Genomic DNA, 15,813 nt, shown 5'->3' with positions numbered 1-15,813 from the left:
TGCACAACGCACCTGAATGGTCATCGGTTCAGTGATGGCGTCTCACCGGCATATGGCTCGTCGCGCATCAATCAGGCGGCTTGCGTTTGTTGCTTCGTTGATTACTCAGCTCGTTTGCCTCGCCCGCCACGCGAAATTCTTTCGGCAGCGGCATTGGTCTCGTTTGCAGCCTGCAAGCATGTTGGGGCGAGACGCTCGTCATGACGGACGCCCGGCTTGGGCACCCGTCATGAACTTCAGCGTACCTACTTGGCGATGGCTGCCTGGGCTGCTGCGATTTTCGCTTTCACGGCATCGAGATTGAAGCTTGCGCCCCTTTGCATCGGCGGAAACTCGATCGCCGTCATGGCCAGTTTTTCCACCTGCTGCTGGACAAACACGAAACGCCAGAACTCGTATTTGAACCAGTCGAAGTATTGCTGGGCACCCTCCTTGGTCCCGCTATTTGGCCAGCCGGTGCGCTCGAAGGGATCGAGGCGAAGGTTGATCAAATAGGGCACATCGGGCTTGGTTTTTTCACCCAGCCAGCCTCCAGGCTGGTCGATAAAACGATATTTGAAGTCGTCGATGCGCACGGCACCAAGCTCGCTTTCGCCGAAATAAAAGATTTCGTGCCGGTTCGACGGGCCCTTTCCGGTGATCATGTCCATCTGGTTATAGCCGTCCAAGTGACACTTATAGGTGGTGTCACCAATCTGTTTGCCCTTCTTCAGCTCTTCGGCGATGTTCGGGTTACCGGCTGCCGCGAGAAAGGTCGGAAACCAGTCCAGCCCGGAGATGATACCATTCTCAACCTTGCCGGCCGGCACCTTGCCCGGCCAGCGGATCATGCAGGGTACACGGAACCCACCTTCCAGGACTGTGCCCTTGCTCTGCGCGAACGGCGTCTGTCCACCGTCCGGCCAGGTGAAGACCTCTGTGCCATTATCGGTCGTGAAAACTACAATGGTATTGTCATCGACGCCCATGTCCTTGAGTTTCTGCATCACGATGCCGACGTCGTCATCGAGCTGCGCCATGCCGGCTTCATGGATGGTCCAGCCGTTCTTGGAATTGCGCAGCGCCTCGTATTTTGGCGACAAATGGGTGACGATGTGCATGCGGGTCGGATTGAGCCACAGGAAGAACGGCTTGTTGTCGGCCTTGGCCTTGTCGATGAACTTCAGGGCGAGGTCACGGATTTCGTCGTCGACGGTTTCCATCCGCTTGGGATAGAGCGTGCCGGCGTCCTCGATCCTCTGCTTGCCGACCTTGCCCCAGCGTGGGTCCACGGTGGCATCGTCGACATTGGTCGCATAACAATGGAGCATGTTGCGTGGACCGACGGTGTTCAGCAGCTCCTGCGGATAGCCGGGATGTGCGGGGTCCTCCATCGCGTCGAGGTGATAGAGATAGCCGAAGAATTCGTCGAAGCCATGCACCGTCGGTAAAAATTCGTTCTTGTCACCAAGGTGGTTCTTCCCGAACTGCCCGGTGGCGTAGCCCATTCCCTTAAGTGCGGTAGCGATCGTTGCTGCCTGTGCCGGTATGCCTGTGGATGCGCCGGCCTGACCGACCGTGGTCATGCCGGTTCGAATCGGCAACTCGCCGGTGATGAAGTTGGCGCGTCCCGCCGTACAACTCGCCTCGGCGTAGTAGTCGGTGAACATCATGCCTTCAGCGGCGAGCTTATCTAAGTTCGGGGTCCGGCCGGCCATCAGGCCCCGGTGATAGGCGCCGATGTTCCACATGCCGATGTCGTCACCCATGATGACAACGATGTTGGGCCGCTGGCCGGTCGACGCGGGCGCCGCGGTCGGTTGTTGCGCTTCTGCGGGACTTGTCAGTCCGGCAGCCGAAAACGCCGAAGCTGCGACAAGAGAGCTACCGCTGAGCAACAGATCGCGACGTTTCAAACCTGTGCTGGATGACGTGGCGCTTGTCTCGGAATTTTCTGGAATCTTGTCGCTGCTCATGACGTACTCCTCTTCCTGACGATGCAACGGAAACCGACGTGGCTGGCCGACGTATCGATCGGCTCGGCATGGCGCGCGGCCGGACGATAACGGCGGCAGTAGTTGGGAGCGCAAAGATGCGAGCCGCCCTTGAGCACCTTGCGTGGAATCCTGATCTTCGGATCCCGTGGGTCGTAGCTTGCCGTCTCCGGACCACCGCGCGGGTTTTCCGGAATGCAACACGCCTTCGGCGCATCGGCCTCGTGCTTCGCCGAGTACCAATCGGTGGTCCACTCCCAAGCGTTGCCGATCATGTCGTGCACACCGTAACCATTGGCCGGGAACGCTGTGACCGGCGAAGTCCGCTCGAACCCGTCGGTCGCCAGATTCTCGTGCGGGAAGTTGCCCTGCCAGGTGTTCGCCATATGCTTGCCGCCGGGCATCAGTTCGTCGCCCCAGGCAAACTCGGCGCCATCCAAGCCACCGCGTGCGGCGAATTCCCATTCGGCCTCGGTCGGCAATTCCTTGCCGGCCCACTTTGCATAGGCTTCCACGTCACGATAGGCGACGTGCACGACCGGATGATCGTCGAGTCCGCGGAGGTTACTGTGCGGTCCATAGGGACGACGCCAACTGGCCCCGAATCTAAACGTCCACCATTCGCCCCAATAGCGCAGGTCGACAGCTTGCTTGGGCGGTGTGAAGACGAGGGAGCCGGCCTTCAGCATGTGCGGCAATGCGTTCGGATAGTCCTTTGCATCGGGTGTCAACTCGGCGAAGGTCACGTAGCCGGTGGCGTTGATGAACTCCCGGAATTCAAGATTGGTGACGGGCGTTCGGTCTATCCAGAACCCGTCCACGACAATCCGGTGCGCCGGCGCCTCCTCCGGATAGTGCCCATCCGATCCCATGCGAAAAGTCCCGCCCGGAATATAAACCATTCCCTCGTCTGCGGGGCGCTCGACCGCTTGCCCTCGGGCATATTTCGTACTGGTGAAACTCATTACAAACCCCGACCCACAGCGACCATCAGATTGCCGCATCGCGGCCTCTCGCACTATGCAGTTTCGGCAAAACTACCATCCTGCAAGGGGCCCGCCGACTGCGGCAACAAAGTTTCACCATGCGTCGCGTTGAGCGATCGAAATACGCTCCACACTGCATTGGCGCCGTCACCGGGCTTCGCGGTTTCCGTCCTTACTCAAAGGCGAAGATCCGCTTCCAGTCCCTCTTCATGTCGACCACCGTCCACCGGTTGACTGCCGCGGCGTCCAGCGCCACGTCCAGTTTCCCAAAATCTGATTGACGGTCATAGGCATATTCGCGTTCGGCGTCGGTATGGCGGACGATTAGGCCAAACCGAGCGCCGTCGGTGAGCGTCGTCCATTGCAGCATTTCGAGGTCGCCGTCAGAGTTACCAAAGGCTGCTATCGGTCGGAGGCCTATACGCTCGTTGATACCGATCGGCTTATCTGCCTTGTCGTTGACGAAGTTGACTTCAGGAAGGCGGAATAGAGTCGGGGTACCGTCACGCATTTCATATCGGGTCTTGATCGACGATCCGACAACCTGCTCCGGAGGGACGCCGTAGACAGAATCCGTCCATGGTCGCATGAACTCGATGCCGCCGCCTGACACGATGAAGGTCTTGAAGCCGTTCGTCCGCAGGTAGGCAAGCAACTCCAGCATCGGATGGTACACCAACTCGGTGTAAGGTCGTCTGAAGCGGCGATCGCGCGCGTTCGCAAGCCAGTCAGTGACGATCGTCTCAAACTCCACCGTTGTCATGCCGGCATGCGTGACCGCGACCAGTTCGGCCAGGCCCTTTTCGCCGGAAGCCGCCACCGCCTTCAGGTCGCCATCCAGCACCGCCGCGAACGGCTGCTTGTCTTTCCATTCCGGATGCATCGGAGCCATGATTTTCACGCGGTCGAGCACAAAGGCGAGCTGCACATACATTGGTTGCTCGACCCAAAGCGTGCCGTCATTGTCGAAGGTTGCTATACGCTGATCGGGTGGCACGAAATACGGCCCGCCGTGCTCCGTGACGCGCTCGACGAAGTCGAGGATAGACGCCTTGGCGGTGCCGTCATTCCAGGAAGGCAGCGCATCGCGCTGCGCTCGTGCCATCGCCGCGCTGGAGTGAAGTGAGGCTGAAAGCAACGGAAGCACCGCCAGCGAAGAGAGAAGGACGCGGCGATTAAAGTGAGGAGATCTCGTGACTGGCTTCATGATCGTCTCCATTTGCTCCGGCACATGCCGCTTAGTTGCTTGACGGGAGCAGCCTCAGCTTCTCTAGGGCTTGCCTCGACCGAGAATGAACCTGGCCTTTGCGGAAAGCCTTCGGCTTAATGAGTCCGCGGAAAGCCCGTGACGAGAGGTGACGAGGACAACCGCTATGTCTGGCAGTGAAGCGGCCGGCTCGTTGGAGCCGACCACCTTGTTCGGACGTCGAAGTCATTCGCTCTGGTGGCCGGCCTTCTTCATTTCCGCGAGGATGCCGTCGAGGTTATAGGTCTCCGGCGCCTGCATCGGAGGGAAGTCCTTGTACGAGAAGAGCTCCTTTTCCCAGAGCAGTTGGCCGAGGGGCAGGATATTCCAGTCGTAGAGATAGGCTGTGCTCGGCGAGCCGATCGAACCGGCATAGCCCAGCAGCGATTTGGCATCGGAGCCGACTGTCTGCTCGAATGGGTCACGCTTGATGTTGGCGACCTGCGTCCAATGGAAGCTCTGCGCTCCGAACAACCCGCCGGTGCCGGTGTCCGGCACCATCGTGTAGTACATCTTCCAGTTCTTGTAGCGTACCGCCGATGGCTGCGCGCCGGTGTAGTAGAAGAAGACTTCGCGCGCCGACTTGTCCGTGCCTTCGAGATAGGCGCGCTGATCGACGCCGTCGAGCGTGGTCTTGACGATGCCGGGATAACTTCCGGCCTCGATCTGCTTCTTCAAAGCGTCGCCCTTCGGCCCGCCGGCGATGTCGACCAGCGTCGGCAGCCAGTCGAGCGCTGACATCATCTCGTTCTTGACCGTGCCCGGCTTGATGTGGCCCGGCCAGCGAACGACCAGCGGAGCGCGCATGCCACCTTCCCAGGTGGTCAGCTTGCCGCCCTTGAAGGGCGTGGTGCCACCATCGGGAAAGGTGATGTTCTCGGCGCCGTTATCTGTCGTGAAGACGATGATGGTGTTGTCGAGCTGGCCCATATCCTCGAGCTTCTTGAGGACGTAGCCGATATTGTCGTCCATCTGCTTCATGCCGGCCTCGTTGAGGCCCCAGTCCTTGCCGCCGGGCTCGCCGATCATCGCCTCGTATTTGGGGGGCAACACGGTCGTAATGTGCATGCGGGCAGGGTTATACCAAACGAAGAACGGCTTGTTGGTCTTCTTGGGATCGTTGCGATCAAGATAGTCGATGACCTTCGCCGAGATTTCTTCGTCCACAGTTCGTGATCGGTCGAGCGTCAAGGGACCTTCGTCCTTGCAGGTCTGGTTCGCTTGCGAGCCGTCCGATGATTTGCAGGCAAGCACCGGCCGCGGCGGCGTCAGGCAGGTCGTTGTCCGCGGGTCGACAGCGCCGGGCACGTCGGCGAGACCCGGGACCGGCGTTGCTTTGCACGGCGGCGCGATCCCTTGCACGGTCGGGCTCTTGTTGATGTCGGGGAAGCTCACGCCCTGCATCGCGTCGAGGTGGTACAGATACCCCCAGAACTCCTGGAAACCATGCGCAGTTGGTAGCGCCTCGGGATTGTCGCCAAGGTGATTCTTGCCGAACTCACCGGTGTTGTAACCGAGGTCGAGCAAGAACTTGGCGACGGCGGGGGTGCCAGGCCGCAGCCAGGACGGGCTGCCGGGCAGTTGCGGGGGAATCATGCCCGTGCGAAGCGGATGCATGCCGGTGAAGAAGGCATTGCGCCCAGCGGTGCAGCTCTGCTCGGCATAATATGTCATGAAGAGCGCGCCGTCGTTTCCGATGCGGTCGATGTTTGGCGTCTCGCCAACCATCAGCCCTCGATGATAGATGCTCGGCTGCATGATGCCGATATCGTCGCCCATGATGAAAAGAATGTTCGGCTTGCCGGCCGGCGCCTGGGCGGATGCCGTCAGGGTCATTGCGGGCAGGCTTATTGCTGCCAAGGCAACACTTGAAACCAGCATGCTTCTTAAGCTTTTACTGATGTTCATGACTCCAGCTCCTCCGATTGCGAATCGCGATGCGTGTTAGGAAAGATCCTTCGGATTCCGGCGCTTGGTTGCAGGCAACAGATCATTTTTGCCGACGGCTATCGCCGTGGCCGTCCGCTTCCTGTCGATATCGATCTTCCTAGCGACGCGTAGGGTGCGCTATGCGACTTCGGCAGAAACCTTTCAGATCATTCCGTTTTGGATCTAGCGCGGCGCAGCGTTGACGAAGGCATTTCGCCGAACACGGCGCGGTAAGCCACGGCGAAGCGTCCGAGCTCAACGAATTGATGGTCGCGCGCGATCGCCGCCACACTTGCCGTCTTCGGATCGGCGCACCGCAATGCCGCGCGCGCCATGTTCAGGCGGCGCAACAAGTAGTACCGGGTCGGGCTCATGCCCAGAAATTCGGCGCAGCACTGTCGCAGGGTTCGTTCGGGCACGCCGATTGCCGCGGAGAGCTGCGAGACGTTCAAATGCGGCTCGCTTCGAGCGGCCAAGGCTTCCTCGAACCGGATCATGACATCGGTGTGGCGTCGTCTCCGTCTTGGGCTTTCGGCGGTAGCGCCGGTTGTCAGGCAATTGACAAGCGCGTGAAGCAATTCTTGCTCGAGGGCTCGCGCAACCTCCGGATTGGCGATTAGCGCACGGTTGGTTTCAGCGAGCCGACACACCTTTGAAAATAGCCCCAGCAAGCCTTTTGCGGCATCGCGCGCGGGCCGCGTGACCTGGCCTTGCGATGGCGGTCTGATGCTTTGCCCGGTCAGGGCCCTGCTGCAAGCCGCGAACTGCTCAGGCGGAAGCGATATAAGCCCCCAAACGCCTTCTGCATCGGTCCGCTGATGCGCGCGCTCGCCGAGACCATGGAATACGACATCGCCGAAATCCAAGCCAAGCCCGCAATACGCAAAGGACGATTCTCCGCTCGCGGGGAACGAGATGATCGCCTGGGCCGGCGGCAACACAAGAAAGCCGATGCGCGGGAGATTCTCCCGCCCGCGAAGCACGTGCAGCCCGCCCAAATTCAACCACGTCAGTCGCCCGTTGAAGTCTCCCCCGGCGGTGACGAAGAGACTGAGCCTCGCAGCTCCAATTGCGGCGCTGTAGTCTTCGGGACTGGCAAACGTGGCTGTGCCGTGCTCCGCCATCCAGGCCGTCTCATTCGATGCGTGCCGTCATCGCGAACCGCAATGGCCGAACGTGCAGGATGGAAGATCAGAGGCGATCCGGCTATGCAACTTCGGAAGCTGAAGGTGCTTTCCGGGACCGCGTTCTGTTTCCCCCTTCGGGGTTTGGAGGATTTGCAGCGAGCCGCACCAGCAAGTCTCGGACGATACGGGCGGAAATCCTCTGCTTGATGGTTTCAGATCCCGGGTTTTGGTCGTGGGCCCGCACGATCGGATATATTTTTCCCGTTGGCCACATGCAGGGATATCTAAACTTCAACTACGGCGAATTCGATGCGGCTAATCGGCCGTCTGGCTGGAATACGTGGCTGACATTCGCGATTTCGCCTACGGCAGCCACGGATGCGACGCCGACGCAGCACCGCATCACGAAGTAGGCGATCTGTATCCGCTCGTCCGTTCAGAAGCAGGATTTGGCCGGCCCCTCGGAGCGTGGATTGCCGTTGATGTCACTGTGCTCTTCCTATTCGTCAGCCAACAGCCCGCGCTGTGCAGCGCCATCCAAGCCGGACCTAGCAATATCGACTATGCGAAAACGGCAGCTCAATCCGTCGTGGCGCTGCCTTCAAGTGTCTACTGGTAGGTAACGCCCGCGAGCGACGATGGGCGCCTCAGCAGTTCGGGCTTGTCTTGCACCGGCCTGCGCAACGTTTCCGAGGGAGACTCCCCAAACAAGTTTCGATAAGAGACTGAAAATCGGCCAAGCTCCCAGAAGCCGTGGTCGGTGGCGACCCGCGTGACGGTCGTCATCACGGGATCTGCGCGCAATAGTGCGCGGCGTACCAGATGCATTCTTCGCAGGGAGAGATACCGGATCGGTCCCATTCCCAGATGCTCCACGCAGGCGACACGGAGCGTCCGCTCCGCCGTGTTAAGAGCCGCGCAGATTTCTGTCAGGTATAGCGACCGGTCGGGATTTGCTTCCAAAAGCTCTTCCAACCGCAGAACAATTATATTGTGACGACGACCGCCGCCGCTTATCTCGGGCTGCTCGCCCTCAGTTAGGCACCTGACCATCAAGTGGATTAGCTGCTGCTCCAGGGACCGAGCCACTTCGGTCAGCTCTAGAATGTCGGGTGTCGCCCTGGCCATTCGCCCGATAATCTCATGCAACGTCCGCAATCGCGTCATCAAGTTAGGGCTGGGCCGAACGACGTGCTTTTAGGGAGAAGGTTCAAACTTGCCGCCCATTAGCGCTTGGCACGCTGCATCAAAGTCATCATCAGTCAGAGACATTCCGCCATAGCGGCTGTTACCCGCGGTTCTTATGTGCATCACATCGGAGTTGGTAACTATTTCACAGTGCGAAATGTTCGCGCCGCGATGTTGCATATCTCGCTGATGTACGTCGGTGAGGAAGCCAATCACTTTGCGCCCCGGTCTCACTGTGCCGACCTGGACTTGCGGTAATGTTTCGTGGAGACGCTGCATCCAGAGTTTGTTCAAATTGATCTGCGTCAACTCCGCGTGAAATTCTCCTTTGGTCGTCGGAAGTATCTCCCAATCCGCAGATCGAATAGCCGCCTGATAGAGAAACGTATCTCTAAACGCGAAAATCTGGCTCGAAGGCATTTTCATTCCCACCGAGTCTCGTCCGCTTCGCCCAGCGCTCGGGTTTGACGCCCCAAAAGCGACATCAACCCTACCTTGCGGTGGGGTCGCTTGGAAGGAGCTTTCTCAGGCAGTTTTGGCCAGCTCGTTCGTCCGACCTGTCTGAATCACGATAAACTCGTGGGGAAGATAATCAGCGGAAGCCGGCTGCAAATGCCCTATTGATGCCTGTTGGCTATTGGCTCAACTTCTGCCGAAATCGCATAGTCAACTCATAGGTTTTGGTGGCCGCATGCCCAGCGGCCCAGTTCTCAGTCCCTTATCTGAACGCGATGAAGGCGAGGGTTCGATGTACCGACATGTGGTTTTTGCCGCTTGCCTCGCATACTCAACCGCTCTGGATGATCGAGGGTGCGCAGCGCAGGAGACGACTGCAGACATGCTTGCGACGCAAATACGTAGCCAAGGATATCCCTGTAGCAACGCGCTCAATGCTGTACGGGATCCGAAGCGATCAAGGCCCGATCAAGCGGTTTGGGTTCTGAAGTGCGAGAACGCAACTTACAGAATGAAACTTATTCCGGATACGGCGGCAAACGTGCAATGCATGCGTTGATAATGCGCTTTCGCTTCAGTCGACGCGTTGCTATCATCGGAATAGTTGCCTTCAATCGGGTGTGGCCTTCCCGATGACCACGATACGTATGCTCGCCATACTTTGTATTTTAACGCGGTGCTCCTGACGATCGTATTCGGCAAAGCCTCCGACACCAGTCATGCGACTGCTCACAATGCAGGCAACACCAACGTGCCGCGCAACGCTCCAAACGACTACGTTATTGTGAGACAAGACTCATTTGATCGCTCTAACCCCGAACAGCTTGCGATCGGATTGGCCTGGTCCATCCGCCCGGCTCAGTTCGTCCGTTAAGCCGAAGCTTTTATGATTAGGCTGCGCATGGGTTGAGCTGGGCCGAGCGAGGTCGCCTATGCGAAAACGGCGACTCGGGGCAGATAAACCCGCACTCGAAGGGCCTAGCGGTGGGTGACGCGCAGCCAGCAGCGAAGGCCGCTTCAACAATACGGGCCTGTCTTTCGCGCCCCGGCGCAACGTTTCCGAGGGACATTCGCCAAACACGTTGCGATAAGAAACTGAGAATCGGCCAAGCTCCCAGAAGCCGTGGTCGGTCGCAACCCGCGTGACGGTAACGGTCGAGGGATCCGCGCTCAAGAGCGCGCGGCGCACCAGATGCATTCTTCGCAAAGAAAGATAGCGGATCGGGCCCATTCCCAGATGTTCTTCGCAGGCGGCCCGGAGCGTTCGCTCTGCGACACCGATCGCGGTGCAAATCTCCATCAAATACAGCGGCCGGTTGGGATTCTCTTGCAGGAAGCCCTCGAGCCGCGCGACGATCAGATCATGGCGGCGACTACCGGCCGTCACTTCTGACGACTCGCTTTCGTCCAGGCATCTCATCATCAATTGGATTAGCTGTTGTTCGAGAGCACGCGACACCTCGGGTATCGCAAGAACATCGGGGGTCATCTCCGCCATTTGTCCAACCATCTCATGCGCCATCAACAGGCGCCACATGAGGTCAGAATTCGGTCGCACAACAAGCTTGAGCGTTGCTTCCTGGTTTTCGCGACCGGTTATGGCCGCGTAAGCCGCCGCGAAGTCGTCGTGCGTCAGGGACATCGATCCCCAGTGGCGGTTCGCCCCGTTTCGTTGATGTTGGGAACCCGTCCTCAGGATGATAATGTCACCGAGCACGACTTCATGGCCGCAGTATACCATCACCTGTTCCCCGGTGAGGAACGTAATCGCTTTGCGACCGGGCTTGGCGGACCCAGCGACGACATGCGGCAGATTCTCATGGCCGCGCTCCATCCGCAGCTTTTCCAAGTCGATTTGCGTTAACTCTGCCCGAAACTTACCCGTGCACGTGGGAATGACTTCCAAATCGGAGATGCGCAGAGCTGCCTGATACGGCAACGGATCGGAAAAGACGAAAGAGTTGGTGAAGGGCATCCCACACTCCTTGCCGAACTGGAAAATTGTTTTGCCGCGCGAAGAGCGGCGTCCAAATTCTATAAGAGGTCGTTGGCGGTTTGCTCCGGGGACGAAAGACCTGATCCGGTCATGGCCTGGACTGCAATCGATAGTGGCGTCTTCACTCAGGGACAAACAGTTCCCCAATAGGTCGGGAACCTGACATAAAACCTATGCGTGTGCAAAGCAAAAGAGACGGCGAGCGAGCTCTTGGGTACTGACGATTTTCATCGCATTGCGCGTTCCTCTCACAATCAAGAATCTGACGGCCGGAAAGATCGCCTTCCATCCTTCTCACTTCGATCAGGTCCACCCTGTCTACGGTAGCCGCGTCCACAACGGCGTCGAGACCTCTGTAACACTCTACTGCAACAGATCGCCGACGGAATTGCATGCGCGGCGACCGGATGGGGCGGCGGATGGAATTGTTGATGCCGGCGGGCTTGGCTGATTTGCCGTCGATGAAATTGACATCAGGCGACCGAAAGAGCGGAGTCCCATCCCGGAATCTTCTGCTATCCGGCCGCTTCTGCATAGTCGATTGATTGAAAATGCCTCATACGATCCGGTAGCGCGCCATCCGCACTGGGAGGTAACGTTCACCTAAGTCCTGACTTGGGTCGCGCCAAAACGCCTTTCTTAGCAATAGCGGGGATGGCTTCAAATGAAACGATCCGCAAAACGCCGTCGTTGGCTGATCATTCTCGGGGCCGTGCCAATCGTCTATTTCATATCGGCCTACCTCGTGTTGCCTGCGATGTGGAGCCACCATGAGCATGAGCCAGATTTGACGAATCTGCCCATGGTGACACATACCGCTGCCGGCATTCCGGGCGACGCCCTGAACGTCGGGCTTGTCGGCGGCAAGGAAGACGTCATTCGCGCCATGAATGCGGCTGAATGGTTTCCCGCCGATCCGATCACGTTGAGGACGAGCATCGAAATCATCGGAAGCGTCATGCTTGACCGGCCATACCGGGACGCTCCCGTTAGTCCGCTCTACTATCAAGGGAAAAAGGAACAGCTTGCTTTCGAGAAGCCAGACGGCAGGAGCGCCGATCGGCGGCACCATGTCCGGCTGTGGCAGGTTCTTGAAAAAGGTACGGATGGTCGCCCAGTTTGGCTCGGGTCGATCACCTTCGATCGTGGTGTCGGACTAAGCCACGACACGGGGCAAGTCACCCATCATATCGGACCGGATATTGATGCTGAACGTGACCTGCTGATGCATGACCTGAGGGTGGCTGGCATGGTCGAGGCGTTTTTCCAGATTTCCGGAATAGGACCGACCCTCTTCGGTCGAAATGGAGAAGGCGACCCGTATTACACAGACGGAGAAATCGACGTCGCCCGCCTGGTCGTGAACGGTGCCAGGAGAACCCAACCGCCAGCCGAATTGCCGCCTCCGACCCTGATTGCCCTCAAGGACCAAGCTTGGCACGGAATCAGCCGACAAGTCGCTCAATGACGTTTGTCGCAGCTTCGGCAGGGGTCGATCCTGGTCACGCGGGCGCTAACGCTCGAAGACTCTCTTGCCTCCGATGGAGACCTGTACACTTGCAGAACCTCGACCCATCAGCATAACTTTGTCCTGCAGGTCCCAGCGCCCGATGATTTGATGTTTTCCCTCGGGCGTATTTTATCAGGCCAGCAGACTGAAGGGTATGCGCGACGACAGTCACACTGGTTCGCCTGACCCCGAGCATTTCTCCGGTCTTCTTGGGTGAAAAGTAGAGTGTCGGGCCCGCCAGCTCGCTCGCCCGCAGCAGCCAACGGTGAAGACGTGCCTGCACATGGTGCGACGCAAAACAAGCCGTCGACGTTTACTCGGCATCCTGGCTCCGCAACGTGGACGCCGATGCTTCGGAGATTGTTTTCGCGTTCGGCAAGGGCGACCGGGGAGGGTCGGGGTGCGCCTACCGGCGCTGATGGCACTGCACTTGGAGTGGTGGCTGGTAATCAACCGCGAACGTACGACGAGACATGGCGAACGTCCGGTCTCGGTAGGCGTGAGGTCGGCATCAGTTTTTCCGGCACCTATGACGGCGAGAGTGGGGCATGCGAAGCCACCGCGCTGGCAGGCAAGCCCAGCATTCGGTTTCGTACCGTGCTTCGAAAGCTGGTAGCGGCGTTTTCAGACCCGTCCGTTGACCGGCAGCAACGCGCCGGTGACGCCGCTGGCGGCATCGCTCGCCAGGAAGAGGATGACATCGGCGAGTTCCGTCGGCCTCACCCATTTGGCAGGATCGGCCTTCGGCATGCTGGCGCGGTTTGCCGCGGTATCGATGACCGAGGGCAGCACTGCGTTCACGGTGATCTTGCCTTTCAACTCGGCAGCTAGTGACTCCGTCAACTTGTGCAGGCTCGCCTTCGACGCCGCATAAGGCCCCATGCCCGAGCCGGCCTGCAAAGCGCCCATCGCGCCGATATTGACGATGCGGGCTGCCCGCGAGTTGAGAAGATGCGGGATCGCCGCGCGCGAGGCATTCAGCGCGTTCTCGACATTCAGAGCATAGATGCGCTGCCAGGCCTTGGAATCGCCATCGGCGACGGTCTCGAAGGTAAATCCGCCGGCAACATTGATCAGCGCGTCGATCGCGCCGAAATGAGCGGCGCCGGCATCGATCGCTGTTTTCGCCTGTGCTGCATCAGTCAAATCGATGCGGCCGAGTTCGATCCGCTCGGCTGTTGCCGCGAGCTGCGAGTCAGCATGATCGATAGCGGCGACCCGCACGCCCAGCGAAAGGGCTTCCTCAGCGACCACATTGCCAAGCGCGCCCAGCGCGCCTGTAATGACAACGACTTTATCCTTCATGGTGTTCTCCGCGCGAATGAGAATGAATCGAGGCCGCAGCCGCTATGGTTAGGAGAGCTTCATTTGCAACGTTGCGCCACCCCTGCTGAGATCGACCGCGACAATACGGAGAGTGAACGCCGATACAAATCCAGCGTCTGCTAAGGCTTGGGCAATTTTCTCGGACGAAATGGCGGCGAACTTTGCTGCGCTATCGCTGCGTTGGACGTTGAGGAACAAGGTCGCGCTATGCTGACTGCAACCACGAGACCTTTTGTTGCACTTTCCAGGGTTGCTCATTGCTCTCTGATCATCCCCATCTCCAGGCCCGGCGACGCGACGACCTGAGTTGGTCTCCCTTCTTCGGCCATGGTAGTAGCGGGCGGACGCCAAAATCCCATATCCATAAGAACGCGGTCCGCGCTTTGTCGTCTGGCGGTGCGCGAACTGGCTGGCTTGCGCTTCAGTCGCGAAGAGGCTGATCCGATCGTGGAAGATCTCGACCCGTAGCGGAGGCCGATTTGCTCATGGCGGTCGACGGATTTTCGACCATCACGTATCTTGGAAAGTGGCATACGCGCCGTATTTCTCTTTGAGCGTCGCGCATTGACGCAGGGTCCTCCATTGGCTCTTCACCATGTTCGCTTACCCAGACATGCTCACATCACACATCACGTCTTCCATTTGATCATCGTCTGCAGGACGCTCATTGCGCGGCCGGCGTAGGGCGGCTGAAATAGCATTTGGATCGGCGAGAGAGGGCCCTGGTAGAAGACCGGGCGCAATTTTGAAAAGGTGTTAAACCCTTCGCGTGCGTGGTAGTGGCCCATGCCGCTCGCCCCGACTCCACCGAAAGGCAGGTCGTGCTGGCCGACGTGCAGGAGAGCTTCATTGACCGATACGCCACCCGACATGACCCGCGAGATGTAGAAGTCGCGTAGCTCGGCATTGTGAGTGAATGGATAGATCGCCAACGGGCGGTCGTGACTATTGATATAGTCGGCAACCTCCTGCCGATCTGCATACGTCTTGATCGGCAAGATCGGGCCAAAGATCTCGCGCTGCATGACAATCATGTCTTCCGTCGGATTTAGCACGAGATGCGGCCCAAATTTGCGACGCTTCGCGTCCGGAATCTGCTGTTCCGCAAGATTGACCAGGAGCGCGCCCTTTGTACGGGCATCCTCCAGCGTCGCCTGCAGCCGCGTGAAAGACCGTTCATCGATGATCGACGTGTAGTCCTGGCCGTTGATGTCCGGGAAGCGGTCGGCAAACAGTCGCCGGCAATGGCGGACGAACTCGTCCTCACTTCCTCTGGGCAGAAACATGTAGTCGACATTCGTACAGATTTGACCGGCATTGAACATCTTCACCCAGAGAATGCGCTCCGCCGCTGTTTTGACCGGGAAGTCAGGCCCAACAATCGCAGGTGCCTTGCCGCCCAGTTCAAGCGTGACAGGGGTGAGGTTGCGGGCCGCGTTGGCCATGACCGAGCGACCAGTAGAACCGGATCCCGTGAACAGCAGATGGTCGAAGGGCAATGACGAGAATCCCGGTCCTCGTCCGCCGCCATCCTCGAAAAAGGCAAGCTTCTCGATCGGAAAATACTTTGGGGAAACGCGCATCAGAACCTGGGCGAGCGTGTCTGAATTTTCTGACATCTTGACCATCGCTCGATTGCCGGCCGCCAGAATCGCTGCGAGCGGGCAGAAGCTGAGATTGAGCGGAAAATTCCAGGGAACGATGACCCCGACAACGCCGAGCGGCTGCGGGATGACACGATTTCGCGCGAGCGGATAGGTCATGAAGTCGACGTGTCTGCGCTGCGGCTTCATCCACTTCTTCAAATGTTTGACTGCGTCGGCGACGGTCTCCAGGACAACGAAATATTCGGCGAACAGGGTTTCGAATTCAGACCGGTTGCCGTAGTCGGCGTTGATCGCTGCCACCAGCTCGTCCTTATTGTCCTTCAGAAGACGCGTCAGCGACTTCAAGTCAGCTATGCGCTGAGCATAGGATGGCTCCGGCGCCGCCAGGTAAGCCGCACGCTGTTTGTCAAAGCAGGACTGGAATTCAGTGGGAATGTCGATCGAACGGGAATTGACAGGCATGTTCATG

At 58.8% G+C, this 15,813-nt stretch carries 13 protein-coding genes; 2 read left to right on the top strand and 11 right to left on the bottom strand.

Annotated elements, in window-relative coordinates; genetic code table 11:
• Positions 1 to 245: 245 nt before the first annotated feature.
• From ACVIGB_RS33765 to ACVIGB_RS33745, 5 genes are all read right to left on the bottom strand, one after another.
• A complete protein-coding gene (locus tag ACVIGB_RS33765; RefSeq protein ID WP_456719417.1) occupies positions 246 to 1,955 on the bottom strand; it encodes an arylsulfatase in 1,710 nt (569 codons plus the stop codon).
• Positions 1,952 to 2,875, bottom strand: a complete 924-nt coding sequence (locus ACVIGB_RS33760; RefSeq protein WP_456725018.1) for a formylglycine-generating enzyme family protein — start codon at positions 2,873 to 2,875, stop codon at positions 1,952 to 1,954. The genes ACVIGB_RS33765 and ACVIGB_RS33760 overlap by 4 nt, the downstream gene beginning before the upstream one ends.
• Positions 2,876 to 3,131: 256 nt before the next feature.
• Complete coding sequence (locus ACVIGB_RS33755; protein WP_456719418.1) at positions 3,132 to 4,166, bottom strand: HAD family hydrolase; 1,035 nt, start codon at positions 4,164 to 4,166, stop codon at positions 3,132 to 3,134.
• A gap of 225 nt (positions 4,167 to 4,391) precedes the next feature.
• On the bottom strand, positions 4,392 to 6,113 hold the full coding sequence (locus ACVIGB_RS33750) for an arylsulfatase (protein ID WP_456719419.1): 1,722 nt from the start codon (positions 6,111 to 6,113) through the stop codon (positions 4,392 to 4,394).
• A gap of 188 nt (positions 6,114 to 6,301) precedes the next feature.
• The gene (locus ACVIGB_RS33745; protein WP_456719420.1) at positions 6,302 to 7,258 is read right to left on the bottom strand and encodes a helix-turn-helix domain-containing protein; all 957 of its coding nucleotides are present in this window, start codon (positions 7,256 to 7,258) and stop codon (positions 6,302 to 6,304) included.
• Positions 7,259 to 7,601: 343 nt separating this feature from the next.
• On the opposite strand from ACVIGB_RS33745, the gene ACVIGB_RS33740 reads away from it, so the two are divergent.
• Positions 7,602 to 7,880, top strand: coding sequence for a hypothetical protein (locus ACVIGB_RS33740; protein WP_456719421.1), 279 nt, complete (start codon positions 7,602 to 7,604; stop codon positions 7,878 to 7,880).
• Here ACVIGB_RS33740 and ACVIGB_RS33735 read toward each other — a convergent pair.
• From ACVIGB_RS33735 to ACVIGB_RS33725, 3 genes are all read right to left on the bottom strand, one after another.
• Positions 7,871 to 8,314: a helix-turn-helix domain-containing protein gene (locus ACVIGB_RS33735; protein ID WP_456749388.1), complete on the bottom strand. Its 444-nt coding sequence runs from the start codon at positions 8,312 to 8,314 to the stop codon at positions 7,871 to 7,873. The genes ACVIGB_RS33740 and ACVIGB_RS33735 overlap by 10 nt on opposite strands.
• A 144-nt stretch (positions 8,315 to 8,458) precedes the next feature.
• A complete protein-coding gene (locus ACVIGB_RS33730) occupies positions 8,459 to 8,875 on the bottom strand; it encodes a hypothetical protein (protein WP_456719422.1) in 417 nt (138 codons plus the stop codon).
• Positions 8,876 to 9,701: 826 nt separating this feature from the next.
• Positions 9,702 to 10,880: a helix-turn-helix domain-containing protein gene (locus ACVIGB_RS33725; protein WP_456719423.1), complete on the bottom strand. Its 1,179-nt coding sequence runs from the start codon at positions 10,878 to 10,880 to the stop codon at positions 9,702 to 9,704.
• Between the two features lie 685 nt (positions 10,881 to 11,565).
• On the opposite strand from ACVIGB_RS33725, the gene ACVIGB_RS33720 reads away from it, so the two are divergent.
• Positions 11,566 to 12,369 (top strand): LssY C-terminal domain-containing protein, encoded by an 804-nt coding sequence (locus ACVIGB_RS33720; RefSeq protein ID WP_456719424.1) that lies wholly within the window; start codon positions 11,566 to 11,568, stop codon positions 12,367 to 12,369.
• Positions 12,370 to 12,403: 34 nt separating this feature from the next.
• Here the strand turns inward: ACVIGB_RS33720 and ACVIGB_RS33715 are convergent, their stop codons facing one another.
• The 3 genes from ACVIGB_RS33715 to ACVIGB_RS33705 form a co-directional block, all read right to left on the bottom strand.
• The gene (locus ACVIGB_RS33715; RefSeq protein WP_456719425.1) at positions 12,404 to 12,694 is read right to left on the bottom strand and encodes a helix-turn-helix domain-containing protein; all 291 of its coding nucleotides are present in this window, start codon (positions 12,692 to 12,694) and stop codon (positions 12,404 to 12,406) included.
• Positions 12,695 to 13,035: 341 nt separating this feature from the next.
• A complete protein-coding gene (fabG, locus tag ACVIGB_RS33710; RefSeq protein WP_456719426.1) occupies positions 13,036 to 13,716 on the bottom strand; it encodes a 3-oxoacyl-ACP reductase FabG in 681 nt (226 codons plus the stop codon).
• Positions 13,717 to 14,366: 650 nt separating this feature from the next.
• Positions 14,367 to 15,812 (bottom strand): coniferyl aldehyde dehydrogenase, encoded by a 1,446-nt coding sequence (locus ACVIGB_RS33705; protein WP_456719427.1) that lies wholly within the window; start codon positions 15,810 to 15,812, stop codon positions 14,367 to 14,369.
• Between the last annotated feature and the right edge of the window lies 1 nt (position 15,813).

Source organism: Bradyrhizobium sp. USDA 4341, from assembly GCF_054063755.1.
The sequence above is the reverse complement of the archived record's forward strand: the minus strand, read 5'-3'. Positions and strand labels throughout refer to the sequence as shown.

Excerpts from the sequence above, each read along its gene's own strand:
- ACVIGB_RS33765 (WP_456719417.1), bottom strand. The coding sequence starts at position 1,955 with ATGAGCAGCGACAAGATTCCAGAAAATTCCGAGACAAGCGCCACGTCA.
- ACVIGB_RS33760 (WP_456725018.1), bottom strand. The coding sequence starts at position 2,875 with ATGGTTTATATTCCGGGCGGGACTTTTCGCATGGGATCGGATGGGCAC.
- ACVIGB_RS33755 (WP_456719418.1), bottom strand. The coding sequence starts at position 4,166 with ATGAAGCCAGTCACGAGATCTCCTCACTTTAATCGCCGCGTCCTTCTC.
- ACVIGB_RS33750 (WP_456719419.1), bottom strand. The coding sequence starts at position 6,113 with ATGAACATCAGTAAAAGCTTAAGAAGCATGCTGGTTTCAAGTGTTGCC.
- ACVIGB_RS33745 (WP_456719420.1), bottom strand. The coding sequence starts at position 7,258 with ATGGCGGAGCACGGCACAGCCACGTTTGCCAGTCCCGAAGACTACAGC.
- ACVIGB_RS33735 (WP_456749388.1), bottom strand. The coding sequence starts at position 8,314 with ATGGTCAGGTGCCTAACTGAGGGCGAGCAGCCCGAGATAAGCGGCGGC.
- ACVIGB_RS33730 (WP_456719422.1), bottom strand. The coding sequence starts at position 8,875 with ATGAAAATGCCTTCGAGCCAGATTTTCGCGTTTAGAGATACGTTTCTC.
- ACVIGB_RS33725 (WP_456719423.1), bottom strand. The coding sequence starts at position 10,880 with ATGCCCTTCACCAACTCTTTCGTCTTTTCCGATCCGTTGCCGTATCAG.
- ACVIGB_RS33720 (WP_456719424.1), top strand. The coding sequence starts at position 11,566 with ATGAAACGATCCGCAAAACGCCGTCGTTGGCTGATCATTCTCGGGGCC.
- fabG (WP_456719426.1), bottom strand. The coding sequence starts at position 13,716 with ATGAAGGATAAAGTCGTTGTCATTACAGGCGCGCTGGGCGCGCTTGGC.
- ACVIGB_RS33705 (WP_456719427.1), bottom strand. The coding sequence starts at position 15,812 with ATGAACATGCCTGTCAATTCCCGTTCGATCGACATTCCCACTGAATTC.